Raw genomic sequence first — 16,750 nt, 5'->3', positions numbered from 1 at the left:
TTATTTGATGCGGTGTAGTTTGACTTGAAAATCTTCACCACCACTAACAATCATGGTTCCTTGATTAGTTTTCAAATCGATACTATTGATTTTTTTAGCGCTTTGATAAATTGTTTTACCTTCTGCTGCTTTTATTTTGTCGAGCTTATGTTCGGGAGTTAAGTACCAAAGCACCACTCGTCCATCATCGCCACCACTTACTAGCAAACCACCATCATCACTAAATGCTAGACTACGCACAGATGTTTTTGATGCTGGCCAGCGATCTATTGGCGAACAATTGAGTTCATTAACTTTTTCCTGCGGATTGGGATTTTTGAGAGTTTGGCACTGATTCAAATTCCAAATCGTAATGAATCCCGCAGAATCGGAAGTTGCTAGTATTTTTTCTGTGGAGTTAGGAACAAAAGCCAATCCCCAAATATAGTCTTCACGCCCAACTAATGGGTCTAGTTTTTCTAGATTTTGCACTGATAAACTTGGGAATTTTTTATCGGATTGAGTTGGGTTCCACTGCCACAAGATAAAACGCTTAAAGTTTCCGGCAATTACTAGAGTTTTAGCATCTGGGCTGAGATTTAATGCCCGGACTTGGAAACCTGATAGTTTCAATGTACTTTGTACGTCGATAACTTGCGGTTCTGGCAGAAAATCGCTGTTAGGCGCTGATCTTGACCATACTCTAACTTTACCACTGCCATAGCCACTGAATAAGTTAAGTGAGTTTGAAGTGAAAGCTAGGTCAAAGACGCGATCGCCTTTTGCTTTAGGATCTTTAAAGTCTTGAAGTTCGCTAATCTTTAAACCTGATGGTACATCTCTAAGTTCAATTACACCATTATCGAGACCAACGGCAACACGATCATTTTGTAATGGCATGAAGCGTAAGACTTCTACAGCATCATCAGTAATCGCCATTAAACCTTTAGGCTGTTGCCGTTGGTCACAAGCTACGGGTTGCCCAGCGTATGTTACTGTGTCATCGGGGTTCAAGCTGTCAGCAGCAATTCTCCAAAGTCTTAATGTGCAATCATCTGAGCCACTGACCACAGATAAACCAATACCACTAAAGCGTATTGAGTTTACAGAACGTGTATGCATTATATCTCTTGGTTGCAGTATTAATGCTAGGAGTGCAGCTAAGAGTGCGATCGCAGCTAGCTGTAGCCATAGAGGTATAATTGGTAGAGCCTCAACTTCTAATGTCTGCGTGGCAGGGTCTGTACTCCCTAAACGTTGGTCGGATAATTCAGATTTAGCCTCTAATAAAAGAGTTTTACCGATTCCGACCCAAGGGCGTTTTGTTTTAACATCAAGGATGACCTTACTTGTCTCTCCTAAATGGAGATTGGCATTTTCAGGAAGCTTTTTGAAAGTACATTTTCGCCAGTCTCTACCCTGTACCTGGACATTAATTTGCTGGTTGAGGTTGCTAGCGTTTTTAAATAGTAATTCAAAGGAAGCTGTATCAGATTTCCAGTCAGGCAACCATGCCGATTTACTAGGAGTTTTGAGGTGTTTTTCAGTGGTGGTAAAGTCTATAAAACCTACTGGTAAGACTTCAATGTTGCCTTCAGCACTGGTTGGATAACCATTATTGCTAACAGCTTCAATAGTAAAAGGGTAATTTTGACTGGGCGCTTGCACTACAGAAGGAGGTTGACATTGAAATGTGGCTTCTGCTAATCCACCTGGATCTAAAGATAATCGGCGTTCTGCACTACCTGTTAGCCAGGATGGATCAACGCCTGTAAAACGTAGCCCCACATCAGTTGGTTGTTGCCCCAAGTTCCGCACCCGCACTGGTATATCTACTGAATTGCGGGGATAAACTTGGAACTCTCGCACAGGCAATTCGACACTTAAGTGTGTTGGTCTGTTATCTCGTTCGATTTTCAGACGTAGCACAAGTCTGCACTGTTGTGCTAATTGCGGCGAAAAAATATTCACCATCAGGTTGACAGTACCGACAAATCCTGGAATGGGTGTATTAAATATGAAGACTTGAAATATGGTACTGCTTCCTGGTGGTTTAGCTGCTGCTACCTCTGGTTCGAGTCGATACCATCGGTATCCAGTGTTCCGGGTTTCTCCGGCGGCGGTAATTTCTACCTGAAAATTGACAAAGCGATCGCTGTCATTATTAACAGTTACCTCAAATGATACAGGAGTATCACCTGGACGAAAAGTTAGGTTCTGAGTAGAAAGGCTGGCATTAATAACACTTTTTTCCATGCTATTATTTATACTATTTTATTATTTTCCATGACTAATACTATTAAAAAATTAATATCTGCGAAAAAGTGACAATCGTTTTTTGGTTTGATTATTCAAATGTATATATTCAATATTGTGTAATAAATTTCTCAATTGATAAAAGTCATTTTCATAAAAGCTATATAGTATATTCAAATAGAAATTTATCAATTGGATATCTGTCGCAATTCCCAATAAAGCTTGATAACCCAAGTTTATGGGCGAAAAATTGGGTGTTTCTGATAAAACTACCACAAAAACTGATTTTTAGTACCCATACCAAATGTTTATTTAATAACTCAGCAAAAATACATACTTATTATTGCTTTACAAAAGTAGAAACTTGCTATGATTGACTGAATGATTATTAATATAATACGTAAAGCTTTTAGTATAATTTTAACTATTTACAATATAATATTTGCTCAAGTCAATTTCAACCATTTGACCAAGAAAAGAAGTTTCGAAAACCTTAGTTTCTCCTATAAATAATCCAGATAATTAAATTGTGCCAAATATTAGCAAGATATTTTGCTGATATTTGGCACAATTAGTATCTGAATATTTTGTAACTTTAAGCAAGGAAACCTGCAAAAAAGTCGAGAGTTTCTTTCAGTGCTTTGATGAAAATATCAATTTCCTCACGGGTATTGTAGAAAGATAGACTTGCTCGTGCGGTTGCAGCAAGACCTAAGTAACGGTGTAATGGTTGAGTGCAGTGGTGTCCAGAACGGATGGCAACGCCTTCTTGATCTAATAATGTAGATAAGTCGTTAGCGTGGACTTCCCCGGCGGTGAATGACGCAAGAGCGGCTCTACCTTCACCTTTCGCATTTGGTTTGGGGCCGTAAATTCTAATTTGGGGAATTTGCTCTAATTGTTGGAACAAATAAGCGGTTAATTCTGCTTCGTAGGCGTGGATTTTATCCATGCCGATACTGCTAAGATAATCGATCGCAGCACCAAGTGCGATCGCTTCTCCAATTGCAGGTGTACCAGCTTCAAATTTATGCGGTAATTCTGCATAAGTAGAATGGTCTAAATACACCTCTGCAATCATCTCACCACCACCAAAAAATGGTGGCATTGATTCTAGCAATTCTAACTTGCCATACAGAAATCCTATCCCAGTTGGAGCGCACATTTTATGACCAGATGCTACCAACCAATCACAATCTATTTTTTGTACATCAACAGGGTAATGAGGAACACTTTGGCAAGCATCAACTAAGAATTTAGCACCGTAGCTGTGAGCGATCGCACCAATTTCTGACACTGGGTTAATGCAACCCAAAGTATTAGAAATATGCACCACCGAAACTAACTTTGTTTTTTCGGAAATCAGCTTTTTAAACTGTTCCAAATCAAAAGTTTCTTCTGGTGTTAATTCTACGAATTTCAGTACTGCACCCGTTTTTTGTGCCACCAATTGCCAAGGCACAATATTACTGTGGTGTTCCATCACCGAGAGAATAATTTCATCTCCCGGCTGTAAATTGTTCATTCCCCAGCTATAAGCTACTAGGTTAATCGCCTCACTTGCGTTGCGGGTGTAGACGATTTCCTGACGCGATGCAGCATTGATGAATTTGGCAACTTTATCTCTAGCACCTTCATAAGCATCAGTAGCTTTAGCACTCAGAGAATGGGCACCTCGATGCACGTTAGCATTATATTTCTCGTAATAATCCCGCAGGGTATTTAATACGAACAAAGGCTTTTGCGATGTCGCTGCATTATCGAGATAAACCAAGGGTTTCTCGTTGACTTCCTGATGCAATATCGGGAAGTCAGCGCGAAGTTTATCAGCAAGGGTTTTGGTAGGAGTAAAAGTCATTGGTAGATTACGTTATTACTCATTAGTCAGGGACTTGAGATTATTTACTGTGTTTAAAAGGATTTCTCGCAGAGAGGGAATCGGTATTTGGTTGATAACTTCAGCAGCAAAGGCGTTAATTAACAACTTCCGAGCATCGTTTTCATCAATTCCCCGACTTTGCAGATAGAATATTTCGTCATCTTCTAATTGGCTAACAGTAGCACCGTGAGCGCATTTGACATTATCTGCTGTAATTTCCAATTGGGGTTTGGTATCAACTCTGGCTTTAGACGATAGCAGCAAATTGCGATTCAACTGGGATGCATTTGTTAACTGCGCTAGTTTGGGTACAAAAACTTTACCATTGAACACCGCATGAGCGCGATCGCCTACAATACATTTATGCAATTGGTCACTTGTACCGTGGGGATAATTGAGTGCGATCGCACTGTGAGTATCAGACAACTGCTTACCAGAAATTATCGTCAAACCATTGAGAGTAGTTTGTGTCTGCTCACCAGTTTGCAAAATTTCTAAATTGTGCCGTGACAACTTTGCGCCTAAAGTTATGGCATGACAAGTATATCGACTATCACGAGCTTGGGTTACAGCAGTTTTACCTATATGAAAATCGGCCAGATATTCGCATTGAATGCGAGTGTGATTTACCTGAGCATTTTCTCCCAACCAAATTTCCGTTACCGCGTTAGTAAAGCCAACAAATTCTGGTGTGGTATTCTCTACAAAATTGCCTACAAGACCTGAAGGAGTTGTATACTCTTCAAGTAAAATAAGACTGCTTCCAGCCTCAGCTACTACCAAACAACGCGGTAGAGAAAAAATTGAAGGTTCAGCCACAGTTACGAACTGTAAATGAATTGGCGTTTCCACTTCTACATTTTTGGAAACCCACACTACCGCTACATCATTTATGCCAGCAGTATTGAGCGCGGTAAATACTTCTTGCGCTCCTTCTGTTTGAGCTAAATACTGTTTTAAATGCTCACGATTATGCGCAGACAAGCTAGCTAAATTACTCACCTTAACGCCAGGTGGTAAGTTGGCAATTGCAGATAAAGTAGGTGCAAATTTGCCATTAACAAACACTAAACGACTTTTTAGTGCTTCTGGCAGCGATAAAGGTGTACCCTCTGCATTTGATATCTCGCCTGGCTGAAAATTAAATTGAATTTGCCGTAGAGACGACAAATCAGTAAATCGCCATTCTTCCTCGCGGGTAGTCGGGATAATTGAGTGACGTACCCAATTTGCAGCACTTTGGCGTAATTCCTGCAACCAACCTTCTGTTTTAGTTGCTGTTACTTGATTTAACAACCCAGTCAGATAATCATCTCTATCTAACATCGATGTCAAACTAACTGCATTTGAATTAGGTATTGGACTAGGAGATACTTGAATATTCATTACACACCTACCTCAGCAGCTGCAAATTCTTCCAACACCCAGTCATAACCGCGAGACTCTAATTCCAGCGCCAGTTCTTTACCACCACTCGTAATAATCTGCCCTTGTGCCATCACATGCACAAAATCAGGCACAATATAATCAAGTAATCGCTGATAGTGAGTAATCAAAATTGTCGAATTGTCTGGGCTTGCCAGTTGATTTACCCCATTCGCCACAATTCGGAGCGCGTCAATATCCAAACCCGAATCAGTTTCATCCAAAATTCCTAACTTTGGTTCCAGCAGCGCCATTTGCAGAATTTCATTCCGCTTCTTCTCGCCACCAGAAAACCCTTCATTCAAACTCCGACTGAGAAAACTGGCATTCATCTTCACCACATCCAGCTTTTCCTCAATCAAATCGTCAAAATCAAAAGCGTCTATTTCTTCTAAACCTTGCGCCTTACGCCGGGAATTGTACGCCACCCGCAAGAAATCCAAATTGCTCACACCAGGAATTTCTAACGGATACTGAAACGCCAAAAATATACCACTTCTAGCGCGTTCCTCCGGTTCCAACTCCAGTAAATTCTGTCCCTGGAAAATCACCTCACCGCCAGTCACCTCATACGCCGGATGCCCAGCCAACACCTTAGAAAAGGTACTCTTACCAGAACCATTCGGCCCCATGATCGCATGAATTTCACCCGATCGCACCTCAAGATTCACACCTTTCAAAATCGGTGTCCCATCAACATTAGCCGTCAGATTCCGTACTGACAGCACAACTTCACTATTTTCAATAATCATTTTCTCTCCCTTCTCTCTTCGCGCTCTTAGCGTCTTCGCGGTTCGTTACTCTTTCAAAAGATAAACACAGAACGCCGATGTCCCTGTGTTTATCCTTGCTTCCATTTATCCAACACTGCCTTCCAACTTCAAACTCAACAACTTATCAGCTTCCACAGCAAACTCCATCGGTAGCTGATTGAAAACATCCTTACAGAAACCGCTAATCATCATCGAAATAGCATCTTCCGAAGAAATACCCCGTTGAGCAAAGTAAAATAACTGATCTTCCCCAATCTTAGAAGTAGAAGCTTCATGCTCCACCTTCGCACCGTTATTTTGCACCTGAATATAAGGGAAAGTGTTGGCATGGGCATTATCCCCAATCAGCATTGAGTCACACTGAGAATAATTTCTCGCCCCTTTCGCCGTCGGATTGACTTTCACCAAACCCCGATAGCTATTACTAGAATTACCTGCGGAGATTCCTTTAGAAATAATTGTACTGCGGGTATTCTTACCTACGTGAATCATCTTACTGCCAGTATCAGCTTGCTGCTGATGATTTGTCAGTGCCACCGAGTAAAACTCACCCACAGAGTTATCACCCACCAACACACAGCTAGGATATTTCCAAGTAATTGCCGAACCTGTTTCTACTTGAGTCCAGGAAATCTTGGAATTTACGCCCTGACACAAACCGCGCTTGGTGACAAAGTTGTAAATACCGCCTTTACCGTTAGCATCTCCAGCGTACCAGTTTTGCACAGTGGAGTATTTAATTTCGGCGTTGTCGAGGGCGACGAGTTCCACAACTGCGGCGTGTAGTTGGTTGCTATCATACATCGGTGCGGTGCAACCTTCGAGGTAAGAAACATAACTACCTTCTTCGGCGACAATCAAAGTCCGCTCAAATTGTCCCGTGTCACCAGAGTTGATGCGGAAGTAGGTAGACAGTTCCATTGGGCATTTCACGCCTTTAGGAATATAGACAAAAGAACCATCGCTAAATACGGCGGCGTTCAATGCGGCAAAATAATTGTCAGCTATGGGAACAACGCTACCCAAATATTTTTTGATCAGTTCTGGGTGTTCTTGCAACGCTTCCGAAAACGAACAGAAAATAACGCCATCTTCCGCTAGCTTTTCTTTAAATGTAGTGGCGACAGAGACGCTATCGAAAATTGCATCAACGGCGACATTTGCCAGCCGCTTCTGTTCAGATAGGGAAATGCCTAACTTCTCGAAGGTTTCTAAAAGGGTTGGATCAACTTCGTCCAAGCTGTTTAGTTTTTCTTTCTTACGTTTTGGCGCTGAGTAGTAAATAATATCCTGATAATTTATTGGCGGATACTTGACATTCGGCCAAGTTGGTTCCGTCATTTTTTGCCACTGGCGATAAGCTCTGAGGCGAAAGTCCAGCATGAACTGCGGCTCGTTCTTCTTAGAGGAGATCAAGCGGATAACGTCCTCGTCTAGTCCACGCGGAATAGTGTCGGCTTCGATATCGGTGACAAAGCCGTACTTGTAGGGTTGGTTGACTAAGGTTTTGACAGTGGCACTCATCAGTAATAATCTCTCGTGTTCGGAACTTGAATCTCTCTATAAGGATGGGAGACGGGGTTTCTTTAGCCGATTCCCATCTACCGTTACGGAATGGTTACACGGCTGCTAGAATAGTGGTGGAGAGTAAAACAACAGCTATGTTGTTTAATCTATCTTCATTTTACGCTAAATTAACAACAACAATGTTGTCAAAGTCAAATTTTCAAATAAATTTTTGGGGCGTTCGCTAAACGTCTCGCACCACATGAAGATGGCGACTACCCACCAGTCCTCAACCAAGCAAGATATCCTTGAGTATCTGCACAAACACGAAAAAGCAACAGCTTTAGAGCTAGCTGAAGTTTTAGACGTTACCCCCCAAGCTATTCGTCGCCATCTCAAAGATTTGGAGACGGAGGAGCTAGTTTTGTATTCGACATCAGTGCAAGCGGCGGGGATGGGGCGGCCGCAGCATCTTTATGAACTGAGTCGTCAAGGACGCGATCGCTTGCATCGAACAATGAGCGATCGCTTTGGTGATGCAAGCGGAAATTTTGCGGTTTCGCTGCTAGACACCTTAGCCGAAACGGTAGGACATGACCAATTTAAATCGATTTTAGAGAAACAGTGGCAGCGCAAAGCCAAAGAATATCGCGATCGCGTCGGTAACGGTTCACTGCGAGAACGTGTAGCCAACTTAGTAGAGTTGAGAAAAGCGGAAGGCTTCATGGCGGAGTGTTACCCCGTTGATGTCAGTGACTCCTTTGAGAGCGATCGCTTTATCTTAATGGAACATAACTGCGCCATTTCCAACGTTGCCGAGTCTTTCCCCAGCATCTGTGGTCACGAATTAGAAATGTTTGCAGCCGTCTTACCAGATTGTACCGTAGAGCGCACCCACTGGATTATCGATGGCGAACATCGTTGTGGCTATTTAGTACAAGTTCGTCATTAGTCATTTGTGAAAACTACTACCCCCTCTTTAATAATCAACTAAATTTGAGATAGCGTTTATGGATGTACCAACACAGCAACCATCAGCACAATTTTTAACTCTGGAAGAGTCAGCGAAAGTAGACGCAGCGTTGTTGTCTTCCCCAGAAAAGTTTTTAACAAGATTGACAATTTCATCACTTAAGCTGTTGAAACATATCGCCCAAGAATATGGTGTTGTTATTGAAGATTTGACAGCACAGCAAATAATAGCCTGGTTTGAGAAAGATGGTAAAATCCGCCGTGAAGAGGGCATTGAAGGTTCATATCTTAAGTGGTGATCTGTAGTAGTAGAATTTGCATCTCATTGACTTTGAAAAAATATTCATATAGGATATCCCGCATCTAAAAAACATTATTGTTGCTTAGAAGCGGGATACTAACAGATAGGATATGTTGAAAATTATCCTAAACCGCAATATTAAAGTGAGAATCTTTTAAATGCTAGGCGATGAGTCTATTTATTTTTGTGACTTTGCCGCCCAGCCTCAGCATGTTGTTCTGGCGTGCCTCCTTGGGTACCTTTTTCTTCACTATCAGCATCATCACTATCTTGATTACGACCGCCACTGTGAGATTTCTTGCCACCCTTACGACCGATTTCAGCCATGTGTTCTCTATCCTCACTCACTGCTTCACCACCTTTGTGCCCAGCCTCACGAGCTTCTTCAGATGTAAATTCATGGGCGGTACCCTTCTCATGGGCAGCTTGTCCGCCCTTACTTGCTATTTCCCGTTGCTTGTCATCATCCATTGAAGCAAAACCACGTTTGCTTGTGTCTGCCATGATAGTACTCCTTGTAATTAACTAAAACTCTTGGTTTTTTAGCAATACAAAACCCTATATAGGTTTTGTATTAACACATTGACTTTTTTAATTTAGCTACTCAAATATTATAGATTCATGCTCCTTTAGTACGAAACATCCTATACTAGTATCCAACTTCGGATATACAACGAAAGTTGCTATTTACTTATAAATTTAGTATGTAAAAAATAGTGAAATAATGAATTACTTTTTTTTAATATCTGGTTAATATTGCGTAGTCTTATAAAGTAGTAAAAGTAAAATATTATCTTGAAAATGAAATTAATATTCCACTAGAACAGAAAGCATAGTATTAATTGTCAATGCTCCTGAGGCATCTGGATAGACATTCGTTTATTAGGTTTTTTCTTATATTCCAGCTAGAGTTCGCCAATTACCAATATTGCGGCTGTAAAACTTGAGCCAATGGCAGAGTACAGAGCAAAAACTATTTTTGCAAGTTTGGTTACAGTTGTTGATATCCTCCCAGTAACATCAATCGCTACTGTTTTAAGTTTAAGCCAAATTTTAGAAGCAATTGATAGTCGTATTTTGGCAACGGCAGAATCAATTGGATGCTACAAATAGCAATCTTAAATAATAAACAAAAAGCACCTTAAAAAAGTGCTTTTAAAGTTGATAAAATTTTGTTTGTCGAACAACTATTTAAGGATTGTAACTGTTAGCCCTAGGACTACGAGCTCCAGTTACGGCTCCAATCATTGAGGCTATTAAACCCAACAAAGAACCAAACACAAACCACCACAGTCCCGAACGCAAATTAGCAGCCGCATCACGAGCTTGTTGGGCAGTTATATTTGCTCGTGGTACATTAACACCACCTTGCTGTTGTACCTGGTTTATAACTTCTCCAGCGTTAGAAGCAGCAACACCAAAAGCCCCAGATACTCCACTTGCTAGCAACCATGAGCTAACTGCCAAAGTCGTTGCCCAAAGAATTGCACCATTAAGAAGAGCAGTATTACGGTTCATTGGTCCACAAGCACGGGCTGTAACCCAACCACCAGTAAATAAGGATATTAGCAAAGCGATAGTTGACCAAAGTCCTGCATTACCCGCAGCGTTAGGAGCAATTGATCTGGGCGCACCTGAACCTTCAACTGTGCCTGCTGCAACCGCACCAATTATAGCGCTTAAAATTAGTTGAGTAGCTAAAGATACTAGTAAACCCGAAATAATCGGCCCCCAGCGAACAAGGTCATGATACTCGGCTACTCGCCCTGCTACCACAGGGTCAGTAGAAATAACTTCATTACCTGTCCGATTTACGTATGACATAGTTTATGTTCTCCAGTACTGTTTCCGCAAACTTTATCTGAGGTATATTCATCTTTATGCTTAAAATTAAATAGCTAAATCATATAATTTTATATCTATCAATAGAAATAGTTATTTAATCTATCTTTAGTAATAAAATTCCAATTTGTTTAACAATTGTTTAACAATATTTAATCCAATAATTTTAGTATTTATTTTTTAATAATTTTCTAGATATGATTCAGGAAAATACTTAAATTAAAATACACTTATCTCCTGACATAATAAAATAATCTATCTGACTGGAGCTTTAACTTAGTAAAAAAGCTTGTAATACTTATTAAAGTTATAACAAAATAATTTAGATAGCCAATAAAAACTAACGCATCCTTACAGCTGTACCTGTGGCAGTAATCAGCAAAAGAACTCCTGATTGGTCAAGATTAATTGTGCCAGTATCAATTTCAATCCCGATTACAGCATTTGCTCCTAAACGTTGTGCCCGTTGTTCTAATTCTTCTAATGCCTTGCGTTGACCCTGCTCAAATAGACGCTCATAGCTAGCAGTGCGTCCACCGATAATATCGCGAATACCAGCCAAAAAATCCCGTAAGAAATTGCTGCCGTAGACTACTTCGGCTGTCACAATACCTAAATATGACTCAATCACGGCTCCTTGAATTACATCAGTAGTAGTTATAATCATAAATTAACCTCCTAAATAATATACATATTGATTATTCAGATGTTTATCCAAATGTGTGAAAATTGTAACTTTTATTACAAAATATAGGTTGAATAAACATCCTCTCGCACAACTTGAGATTGCGCTTTCAGCTTTAGTATTATCCTCACCAAAAACTAGGACTTAAAGGAACATTTGACTGATCAAATTTATCTTACCGTGTAATGACCATAAAAGGATGTTAATGCCGGGATGATGACTTCTAAAAAAGTAGTATAAAAGACTAAAAATTATATATAGTCAGCAAATTATTGAATTAAATAGAATACCAAACCCTGTAAGCTTGACCTATCAAGATATAGGATTAAGTTAAGTGCCTATTAATATTTTTTAGAAAATGCGTATAAATACTGATTAAGAAAGGTGTCGTTTTGCTGTTGTACTGTTTTATATAGGATAACTTAATTTAATCTTTGATAGCTTATACTCATCCTTCAGTCAAAACTCTCTTATGGAGTGCTGAATGTAAAGGAACAGTGAATGAACTATTAACATCTAAATTCATACGAATAAATACAGTTTTCAAAAATCCATATTTTTGTTTTAATGTACAAGAAAAAAGTCCTCTAAAATTTCAGGAAATTTACTGTGTACAAGCCAACATCATTCGTGTTTAGTGTGGTGTTACTAGGATGTTTTGCCTTCACCATACCTTCAGTAGCTCAAGCTCAGGTATTAGTGGCGCAAGCCAAAAACCCACAATTAAAGCAACTACTAGAAGAAGGACGGAGGTTAGTAGATAGTGGCGATTATGGTGGTGCGATCGCAGTTTATCAGCAAGCAGCTAGTCTAGATCCTAAAAATGCTAAAATCCATTCAGGTATTGGCTACCTATACGCTCAACAGGGAAATTACCAGGCAGCACTAACTTCTTATCGTCGTGCGATCGCCATCAACCCTAACAACAGTGATTTTTATTACGCTGTGGGTTACATCAAAGCCAATTTGGGAGACACCGCTGGGGCAAAAGAAGGCTACCGTAGGGCCATACAGCTAAACCGTAATAACGTTAACGCCTATTTAGGATTAGCTGTGACGCAATCTCGTATGGGAGACTATAATGCTGCTACTTGGGCATATCAACAAGCAATAGATTTGGATAAAAACAACGCCCAGACTTATGAGTTGATGGGTTCGATGTATAAACAGCGACGACAAACCAAACAAGCCAACAGCTTGCTTCAAAAAGCCCGCGACTTGTACAAGCGGCGCAATGACTTACAAGGAGTGGACAGAGTAGAAGCTATGCTGCGGCAGTTAGGAGGATGAGGTTAATCTAACTAGCGTCCCGTTAATTCCACAAAAATATCTTCCAGATTAGAGGGACGCACCACCATTCCGGTTTTATCGGGCTATTGATTTAAGTAGACATTTACTGCTTCCAAAGATGGGAAAAACAAATATTCTCAACTACGGACACTATCATTTCTCACTTCAGACACACCCAATTGCTTTATCACAAACCTTTTCCGTTTCATACTCCCAGACAGGATTTTTACCAAATCATTACATTTTTCTGCTAGCTCAACATCCTCCAGCCATAACCTCAGTACTAATACAGATTTTCTCTGAGGTTGCTCCCAAACAAGGGGCAAAATTCCCAAGTTTCACCAAGCTCGGTTTTGTGCAGTTTAATAAATAATTGGTATTAAGTCGTCATACACCATAGTCCTACTCGGTCATTTATGAACTAATACAGTTCAGATAAGACCAAAACACTTGTAGAGACGGCTATTTATCGCGTCTCAAAAACCCACGATTTTATACAAGTAGCGCTTTGAACCGTATTGATTTATGAACAACAAAATTCCCGACTTCTCTAAGAAGTCGGGAATCTGAGGCTTGAATTTTCACAAATCAAATAGGTTTCACAAATCAAATAGGATTTATATAGCGATTTTGATAGTAAGCCAAAATTTGCTTAACTTGTTGCTGACTTTGTGAACCAGAATTCGCTGTCCACGAAATGGACAAACCACCAATTTGACTTTGATTGTAATCAAACTGTTGGGATGATTGAGGAATTAAATCCACTTCTACCCCTTCAACTTGACGTAAATGAGCTGCTATCTCTCTATAGACAGCTAAAGGACAACCAGCGAATTCAATTTTTTCCTTAGTCTCCATCTCTATGAAGCTCCAACATTAAGAGGATTTGAGGAGGGCGTTGCCACTGAAATAGGATTGCCATTAGCAGATGTAGCTGATGGTGTTGAGTTGACAGACCCTTCCCCTACCATTTTGGCAACTTCGATACCAAATTGTTCGAGAATTACAATCGGGTTAGAGCCTCCATTCATTTCAATTCGTTTAATCAGTACGCCATTTGCTAATCGCTGTCCTGCTTGCACATAGCGACTCGTCGGCTCATCTGGTACTTTGATAATTGCCTGCGGTTCCTTACTAATTAGAACTACACCAGTCACAATAACTGCCCTTGCTAACTCAGGTTGTGCTGCTGGTGGCAACACAGATACTAAAGTTGGGTTGGGGACAACTTGAGGCAAAACCTTAGGTAAGACTGAAGTCAAAGTAGAATTAACTTTTTTTGGTACAGAAGCAATATTTTTCTTCTGATTTAAAGCTATGCGAGGTGTTGAAAGTTTTTGTCCTGCTAGCGATGCAGTCGGTAGCTTAGGCAAGATAGGAACAGGTTTTCCAGTTCCAGATGTTTTAGGCATTCCCGAAACCGTCTGCCCAAAAATTTGGGCAAATGGGTCAGTCCGTTCTTTTGATACTAGAATTAACGGTGTCCGCTCTGTAGCATTAGTAGATTGAATCAAGTTAGCAGATGCAGGAGTAACTTGTGAAACCTGTTTGGCAAGTATCACTGGATTCTTAAAGGATTGAGCCGTTGGTGTGGACTTTGCTACTATTTTAGGAATCGGCGCAGGATTGACGGCTTGTGGTGTATCTTCAGAAGCACATCCAGCGATCGCTAAGGATAAAATAGCTGCAATTGTAATTTTTGAATTTCTGCCCATGAGCTGTTCTCAAAAGCCATTGGAAAATTGAAAAATGGAAATATACATGCCTAAAATTTGTATCAAAGGCAAAGTATGTTACCTTTATAACCTAATTTTTTACATTTCAAGGGTTATTTTTAACACTAACAGCCCAGCATAACTGCGGATTTAGTTTATTTGCAGTTAATCGTCTGCTACACCCATCAGCTGTTTCATCAAATCCAGACCTTTCTTGACTCTACGGGAAACTGTCACGACACTTATCCCGAGATGTTCTGCAACTTGTTTTTGTGTCAAATCTTGTAAAAATACGCATTCCAAGACATCACGGGTGCGTTGTTCGAGTTGAACCAATGCTTGTTGCAAGCGAAGTTGGTCTTCTTGTGCCAATTGAAAGCTGCGATAGTGAGGATCGGGAACCAATTCTCCCAAACAAGTAGAACCTTCTTCTCCATCTTGGATTGGCACATCAAGACTCAAGGGAGCGCGATTTATCCACGCTAACTTAATTTCTTGCCATTCGTTTGGAGAAATTTCTAGCGCTGTTGCTAATTCGGTATCTGTTGGTTGGCGATTATGCTTTTCACGCCAAGAACGTGACACTCCTATTGCTTGCTGTTGGAGTGCTAACCACTTCCGAGGAATTCGCACGGTGACACCTTTATCTCGGAGATAGTGTTGAATTTCACCCCGAATATAAGGAAGAGCATAGGAACTAAAGGCATGTCCCTTGGAAAGTTCAAATTTTTCAATCGCTCTGATTAAACCCAAACATCCAACCTGGAGCAAATCATCGTAGGTTTCATGACATTGATTCGTCCAGTAGTGAGCTTCTTTTCTCACAAGTCCAAAGTTGAGTTTTACCAGTTGGTTGCGAACATTTTCTGACCGAGATTGCTGATATTCTCGCAACAACTGCCAAATTTCATGTTTTATTTCATTGGTGACTGTGGTAGGCATAGCACCGTACTTATTGAGTAAATTAACAATCAATTACTCACTTTTAAATTAAGTTGCGATTGTGCGATATTAAACAAAATATCGCGCTATATGTAATAGCAATTACTATGGGATTAACAACTTTTTTTAGGTAAAATCCCAATAGAATTGCTTGACAACCGCGCAAAATTTAAATGGGTGAAGTTGGTATTTAGTTTGTTATTTATCTTTGGGATAATCTGTAGCTATTTTTAGAACTACATAGAAATAAAATATAAAATTAATCACTAAATATCAAACCGAGATTTTACTTAACTTTAATTAATTAATGGTGAAGCTAATTTCCAAAAATAAAACAACAATAGTCAGAATTTTGTTAGATAGTAAAAGTTTGATTTACAGTAAAATTACGTGTCCATTCAACCGAAATTCAGCTAACAATTAAAAATAACTAATAATATTTGAAAAATAGTATGTATATTTACGCAAGCAAACATAACAAAGTGCGAGATTGATCTTTGTTGTACTGGGGAGATATTGCAGGGCAAAATATCACTAACCCAAGCATATTAGGCTTTAGACTTTCCCCTCTTGTCAGAAACCTATGTACCACCCTGAAAAAAGGCAGGGCTGTTTCATTCTTTCAAAGCCTCTTGAAAAATTGGGGACAAGGGAAGGAATAATTCTTCTCTTGTCTCTTTTCGTCTCTGTAAGGCTTTTATAGGAATGAAACAGCCCTGAAAATGTGGGCAAAGAAGTTAACTTTTGCGATCAAACCTGATGTTTACAGAATTGTAGTTCTGAATGCCAGGCCAGTTATCTAAGCTCTAGAGAATTTAGCTACGAGTCGATTCAACCCGTGCAAAAAATAGACCGCGAATCTTGACTTCTTTTGGTTCGCCAGCACCTAAGTCTGTATCAGATGGCTGTTCGCTCTCGAAAGTACCAGCAATTTCACCACTAGAACTATCTACTTTAGCGATTTGCAGAGAAATCTTACCGTTAAGATTTTCAGCACGCTTGACGTTAGTGCGGGTAAGTTCTTCATCATCGGCTTGGGCGGGGAGAGCGACGGCATTAGGGACTTCCAAAGAATAAATTATTCCAAGAAAAACAAGAGACAGGTTTTCTCAAGAATGATAATCATTTTAAGGGGGGAGAAAAGGGGTTGCCGAGGGCAACCCCTTTTCTCCCCCTCATCTATGC

At 40.1% G+C, this 16,750-nt stretch carries 15 protein-coding genes and 2 pseudogenes; 4 read left to right on the top strand and 13 right to left on the bottom strand.

Annotated elements, in window-relative coordinates; all coding sequences use genetic code 11:
* From IQ274_RS26275 to sufB, 5 genes are all read right to left on the bottom strand, one after another.
* Nucleotides 1-2,235, bottom strand: a complete 2,235-nt coding sequence (locus tag IQ274_RS26275) for a hypothetical protein (RefSeq protein ID WP_194143939.1) — start codon at nucleotides 2,233-2,235, stop codon at nucleotides 1-3.
* A gap of 595 nt (nucleotides 2,236-2,830) precedes the next feature.
* Nucleotides 2,831-4,093 carry a cysteine desulfurase gene (locus tag IQ274_RS26270; RefSeq protein WP_194143938.1) on the bottom strand — a complete coding sequence of 421 codons (1,263 nt, stop codon included), beginning with the start codon at nucleotides 4,091-4,093 and terminating at the stop codon, nucleotides 2,831-2,833.
* A 15-nt stretch (nucleotides 4,094-4,108) separates the two neighbouring features.
* On the bottom strand, nucleotides 4,109-5,500 hold the full coding sequence (gene sufD, locus IQ274_RS26265) for a Fe-S cluster assembly protein SufD (RefSeq protein WP_194143937.1): 1,392 nt from the start codon (nucleotides 5,498-5,500) through the stop codon (nucleotides 4,109-4,111).
* A complete protein-coding gene (sufC, locus tag IQ274_RS26260; RefSeq protein WP_194143936.1) occupies nucleotides 5,500-6,291 on the bottom strand; it encodes a Fe-S cluster assembly ATPase SufC in 792 nt (263 codons plus the stop codon). The genes sufD and sufC overlap by 1 nt, the downstream gene beginning before the upstream one ends.
* A gap of 105 nt (nucleotides 6,292-6,396) precedes the next feature.
* Nucleotides 6,397-7,836, bottom strand: coding sequence for a Fe-S cluster assembly protein SufB (gene sufB, locus IQ274_RS26255; RefSeq protein ID WP_109009508.1), 1,440 nt, complete (start codon nucleotides 7,834-7,836; stop codon nucleotides 6,397-6,399).
* A 250-nt stretch (nucleotides 7,837-8,086) separates the two neighbouring features.
* Here sufB and sufR point away from each other — a divergent pair, with 250 nt between their 5' ends.
* On the top strand, nucleotides 8,087-8,770 hold the full coding sequence (gene sufR / locus IQ274_RS26250; protein WP_163938386.1) for an iron-sulfur cluster biosynthesis transcriptional regulator SufR: 684 nt from the start codon (nucleotides 8,087-8,089) through the stop codon (nucleotides 8,768-8,770).
* 58 nt (nucleotides 8,771-8,828) lie between these two features.
* On the top strand, nucleotides 8,829-9,089 hold the full coding sequence (locus IQ274_RS26245; protein ID WP_012411123.1) for a hypothetical protein: 261 nt from the start codon (nucleotides 8,829-8,831) through the stop codon (nucleotides 9,087-9,089).
* A gap of 176 nt (nucleotides 9,090-9,265) precedes the next feature.
* On the opposite strand, the gene IQ274_RS26240 is transcribed toward IQ274_RS26245, so the two are convergent.
* Complete coding sequence (locus IQ274_RS26240) at nucleotides 9,266-9,595, bottom strand: general stress protein (protein ID WP_163938383.1); 330 nt, start codon at nucleotides 9,593-9,595, stop codon at nucleotides 9,266-9,268.
* 447 nt (nucleotides 9,596-10,042) lie between these two features.
* Between IQ274_RS26240 and IQ274_RS26235 the strand changes: the two genes are divergently transcribed.
* Nucleotides 10,043-10,204, top strand: a complete 162-nt coding sequence (locus IQ274_RS26235; protein WP_194143935.1) for a hypothetical protein — start codon at nucleotides 10,043-10,045, stop codon at nucleotides 10,202-10,204.
* A gap of 78 nt (nucleotides 10,205-10,282) precedes the next feature.
* Here the strand turns inward: IQ274_RS26235 and IQ274_RS26230 are convergent, their stop codons facing one another.
* Together IQ274_RS26230 and IQ274_RS26225 are read right to left on the bottom strand one after the other, a co-directional pair.
* Nucleotides 10,283-10,915 (bottom strand): hypothetical protein, encoded by a 633-nt coding sequence (locus IQ274_RS26230; protein ID WP_163938379.1) that lies wholly within the window; start codon nucleotides 10,913-10,915, stop codon nucleotides 10,283-10,285.
* Between the two features lie 358 nt (nucleotides 10,916-11,273).
* Entirely contained in the window at nucleotides 11,274-11,600 is a 327-nt protein-coding gene (locus IQ274_RS26225) for a YbjQ family protein (protein WP_094327544.1), read from the bottom strand.
* Between the two features lie 627 nt (nucleotides 11,601-12,227).
* Here IQ274_RS26225 and IQ274_RS26220 point away from each other — a divergent pair.
* A complete protein-coding gene (locus IQ274_RS26220; protein WP_114086120.1) occupies nucleotides 12,228-12,908 on the top strand; it encodes a tetratricopeptide repeat protein in 681 nt (226 codons plus the stop codon).
* Nucleotides 12,909-12,919: 11 nt separating this feature from the next.
* Here the strand turns inward: IQ274_RS26220 and IQ274_RS36760 are convergent.
* From IQ274_RS36760 to psbO, 5 genes and pseudogenes are all read right to left on the bottom strand, one after another.
* Nucleotides 12,920-13,045 (bottom strand): annotated as a pseudogene (locus IQ274_RS36760) (ABC transporter ATP-binding protein); the annotation flags it as partial.
* A gap of 469 nt (nucleotides 13,046-13,514) precedes the next feature.
* Nucleotides 13,515-13,766 (bottom strand): hypothetical protein, encoded by a 252-nt coding sequence (locus IQ274_RS26215; protein WP_163934365.1) that lies wholly within the window; start codon nucleotides 13,764-13,766, stop codon nucleotides 13,515-13,517.
* 2 nt (nucleotides 13,767-13,768) lie between these two features.
* Entirely contained in the window at nucleotides 13,769-14,623 is an 855-nt protein-coding gene (locus IQ274_RS26210) for a hypothetical protein (RefSeq protein WP_163934367.1), read from the bottom strand.
* A 165-nt stretch (nucleotides 14,624-14,788) separates the two neighbouring features.
* Nucleotides 14,789-15,565 (bottom strand): RNA polymerase sigma factor SigF, encoded by a 777-nt coding sequence (locus tag IQ274_RS26205; protein ID WP_163934369.1) that lies wholly within the window; start codon nucleotides 15,563-15,565, stop codon nucleotides 14,789-14,791.
* Between the two features lie 815 nt (nucleotides 15,566-16,380).
* Nucleotides 16,381-16,623, bottom strand: a pseudogene (gene psbO, locus IQ274_RS26200) (photosystem II manganese-stabilizing polypeptide); the annotation flags it as partial.
* Nucleotides 16,624-16,750: the final 127 nt, after the last annotated feature.

It is taken from the genome of Nostoc sp. LEGE 12447 (assembly GCF_015206985.1).
Taxonomy (GTDB): Bacteria; Cyanobacteriota; Cyanobacteriia; order Cyanobacteriales; family Nostocaceae; genus Nostoc.
Note: the sequence above shows the minus strand (reverse complement) of the source record. Positions and strands in the feature narration are given on the sequence as shown.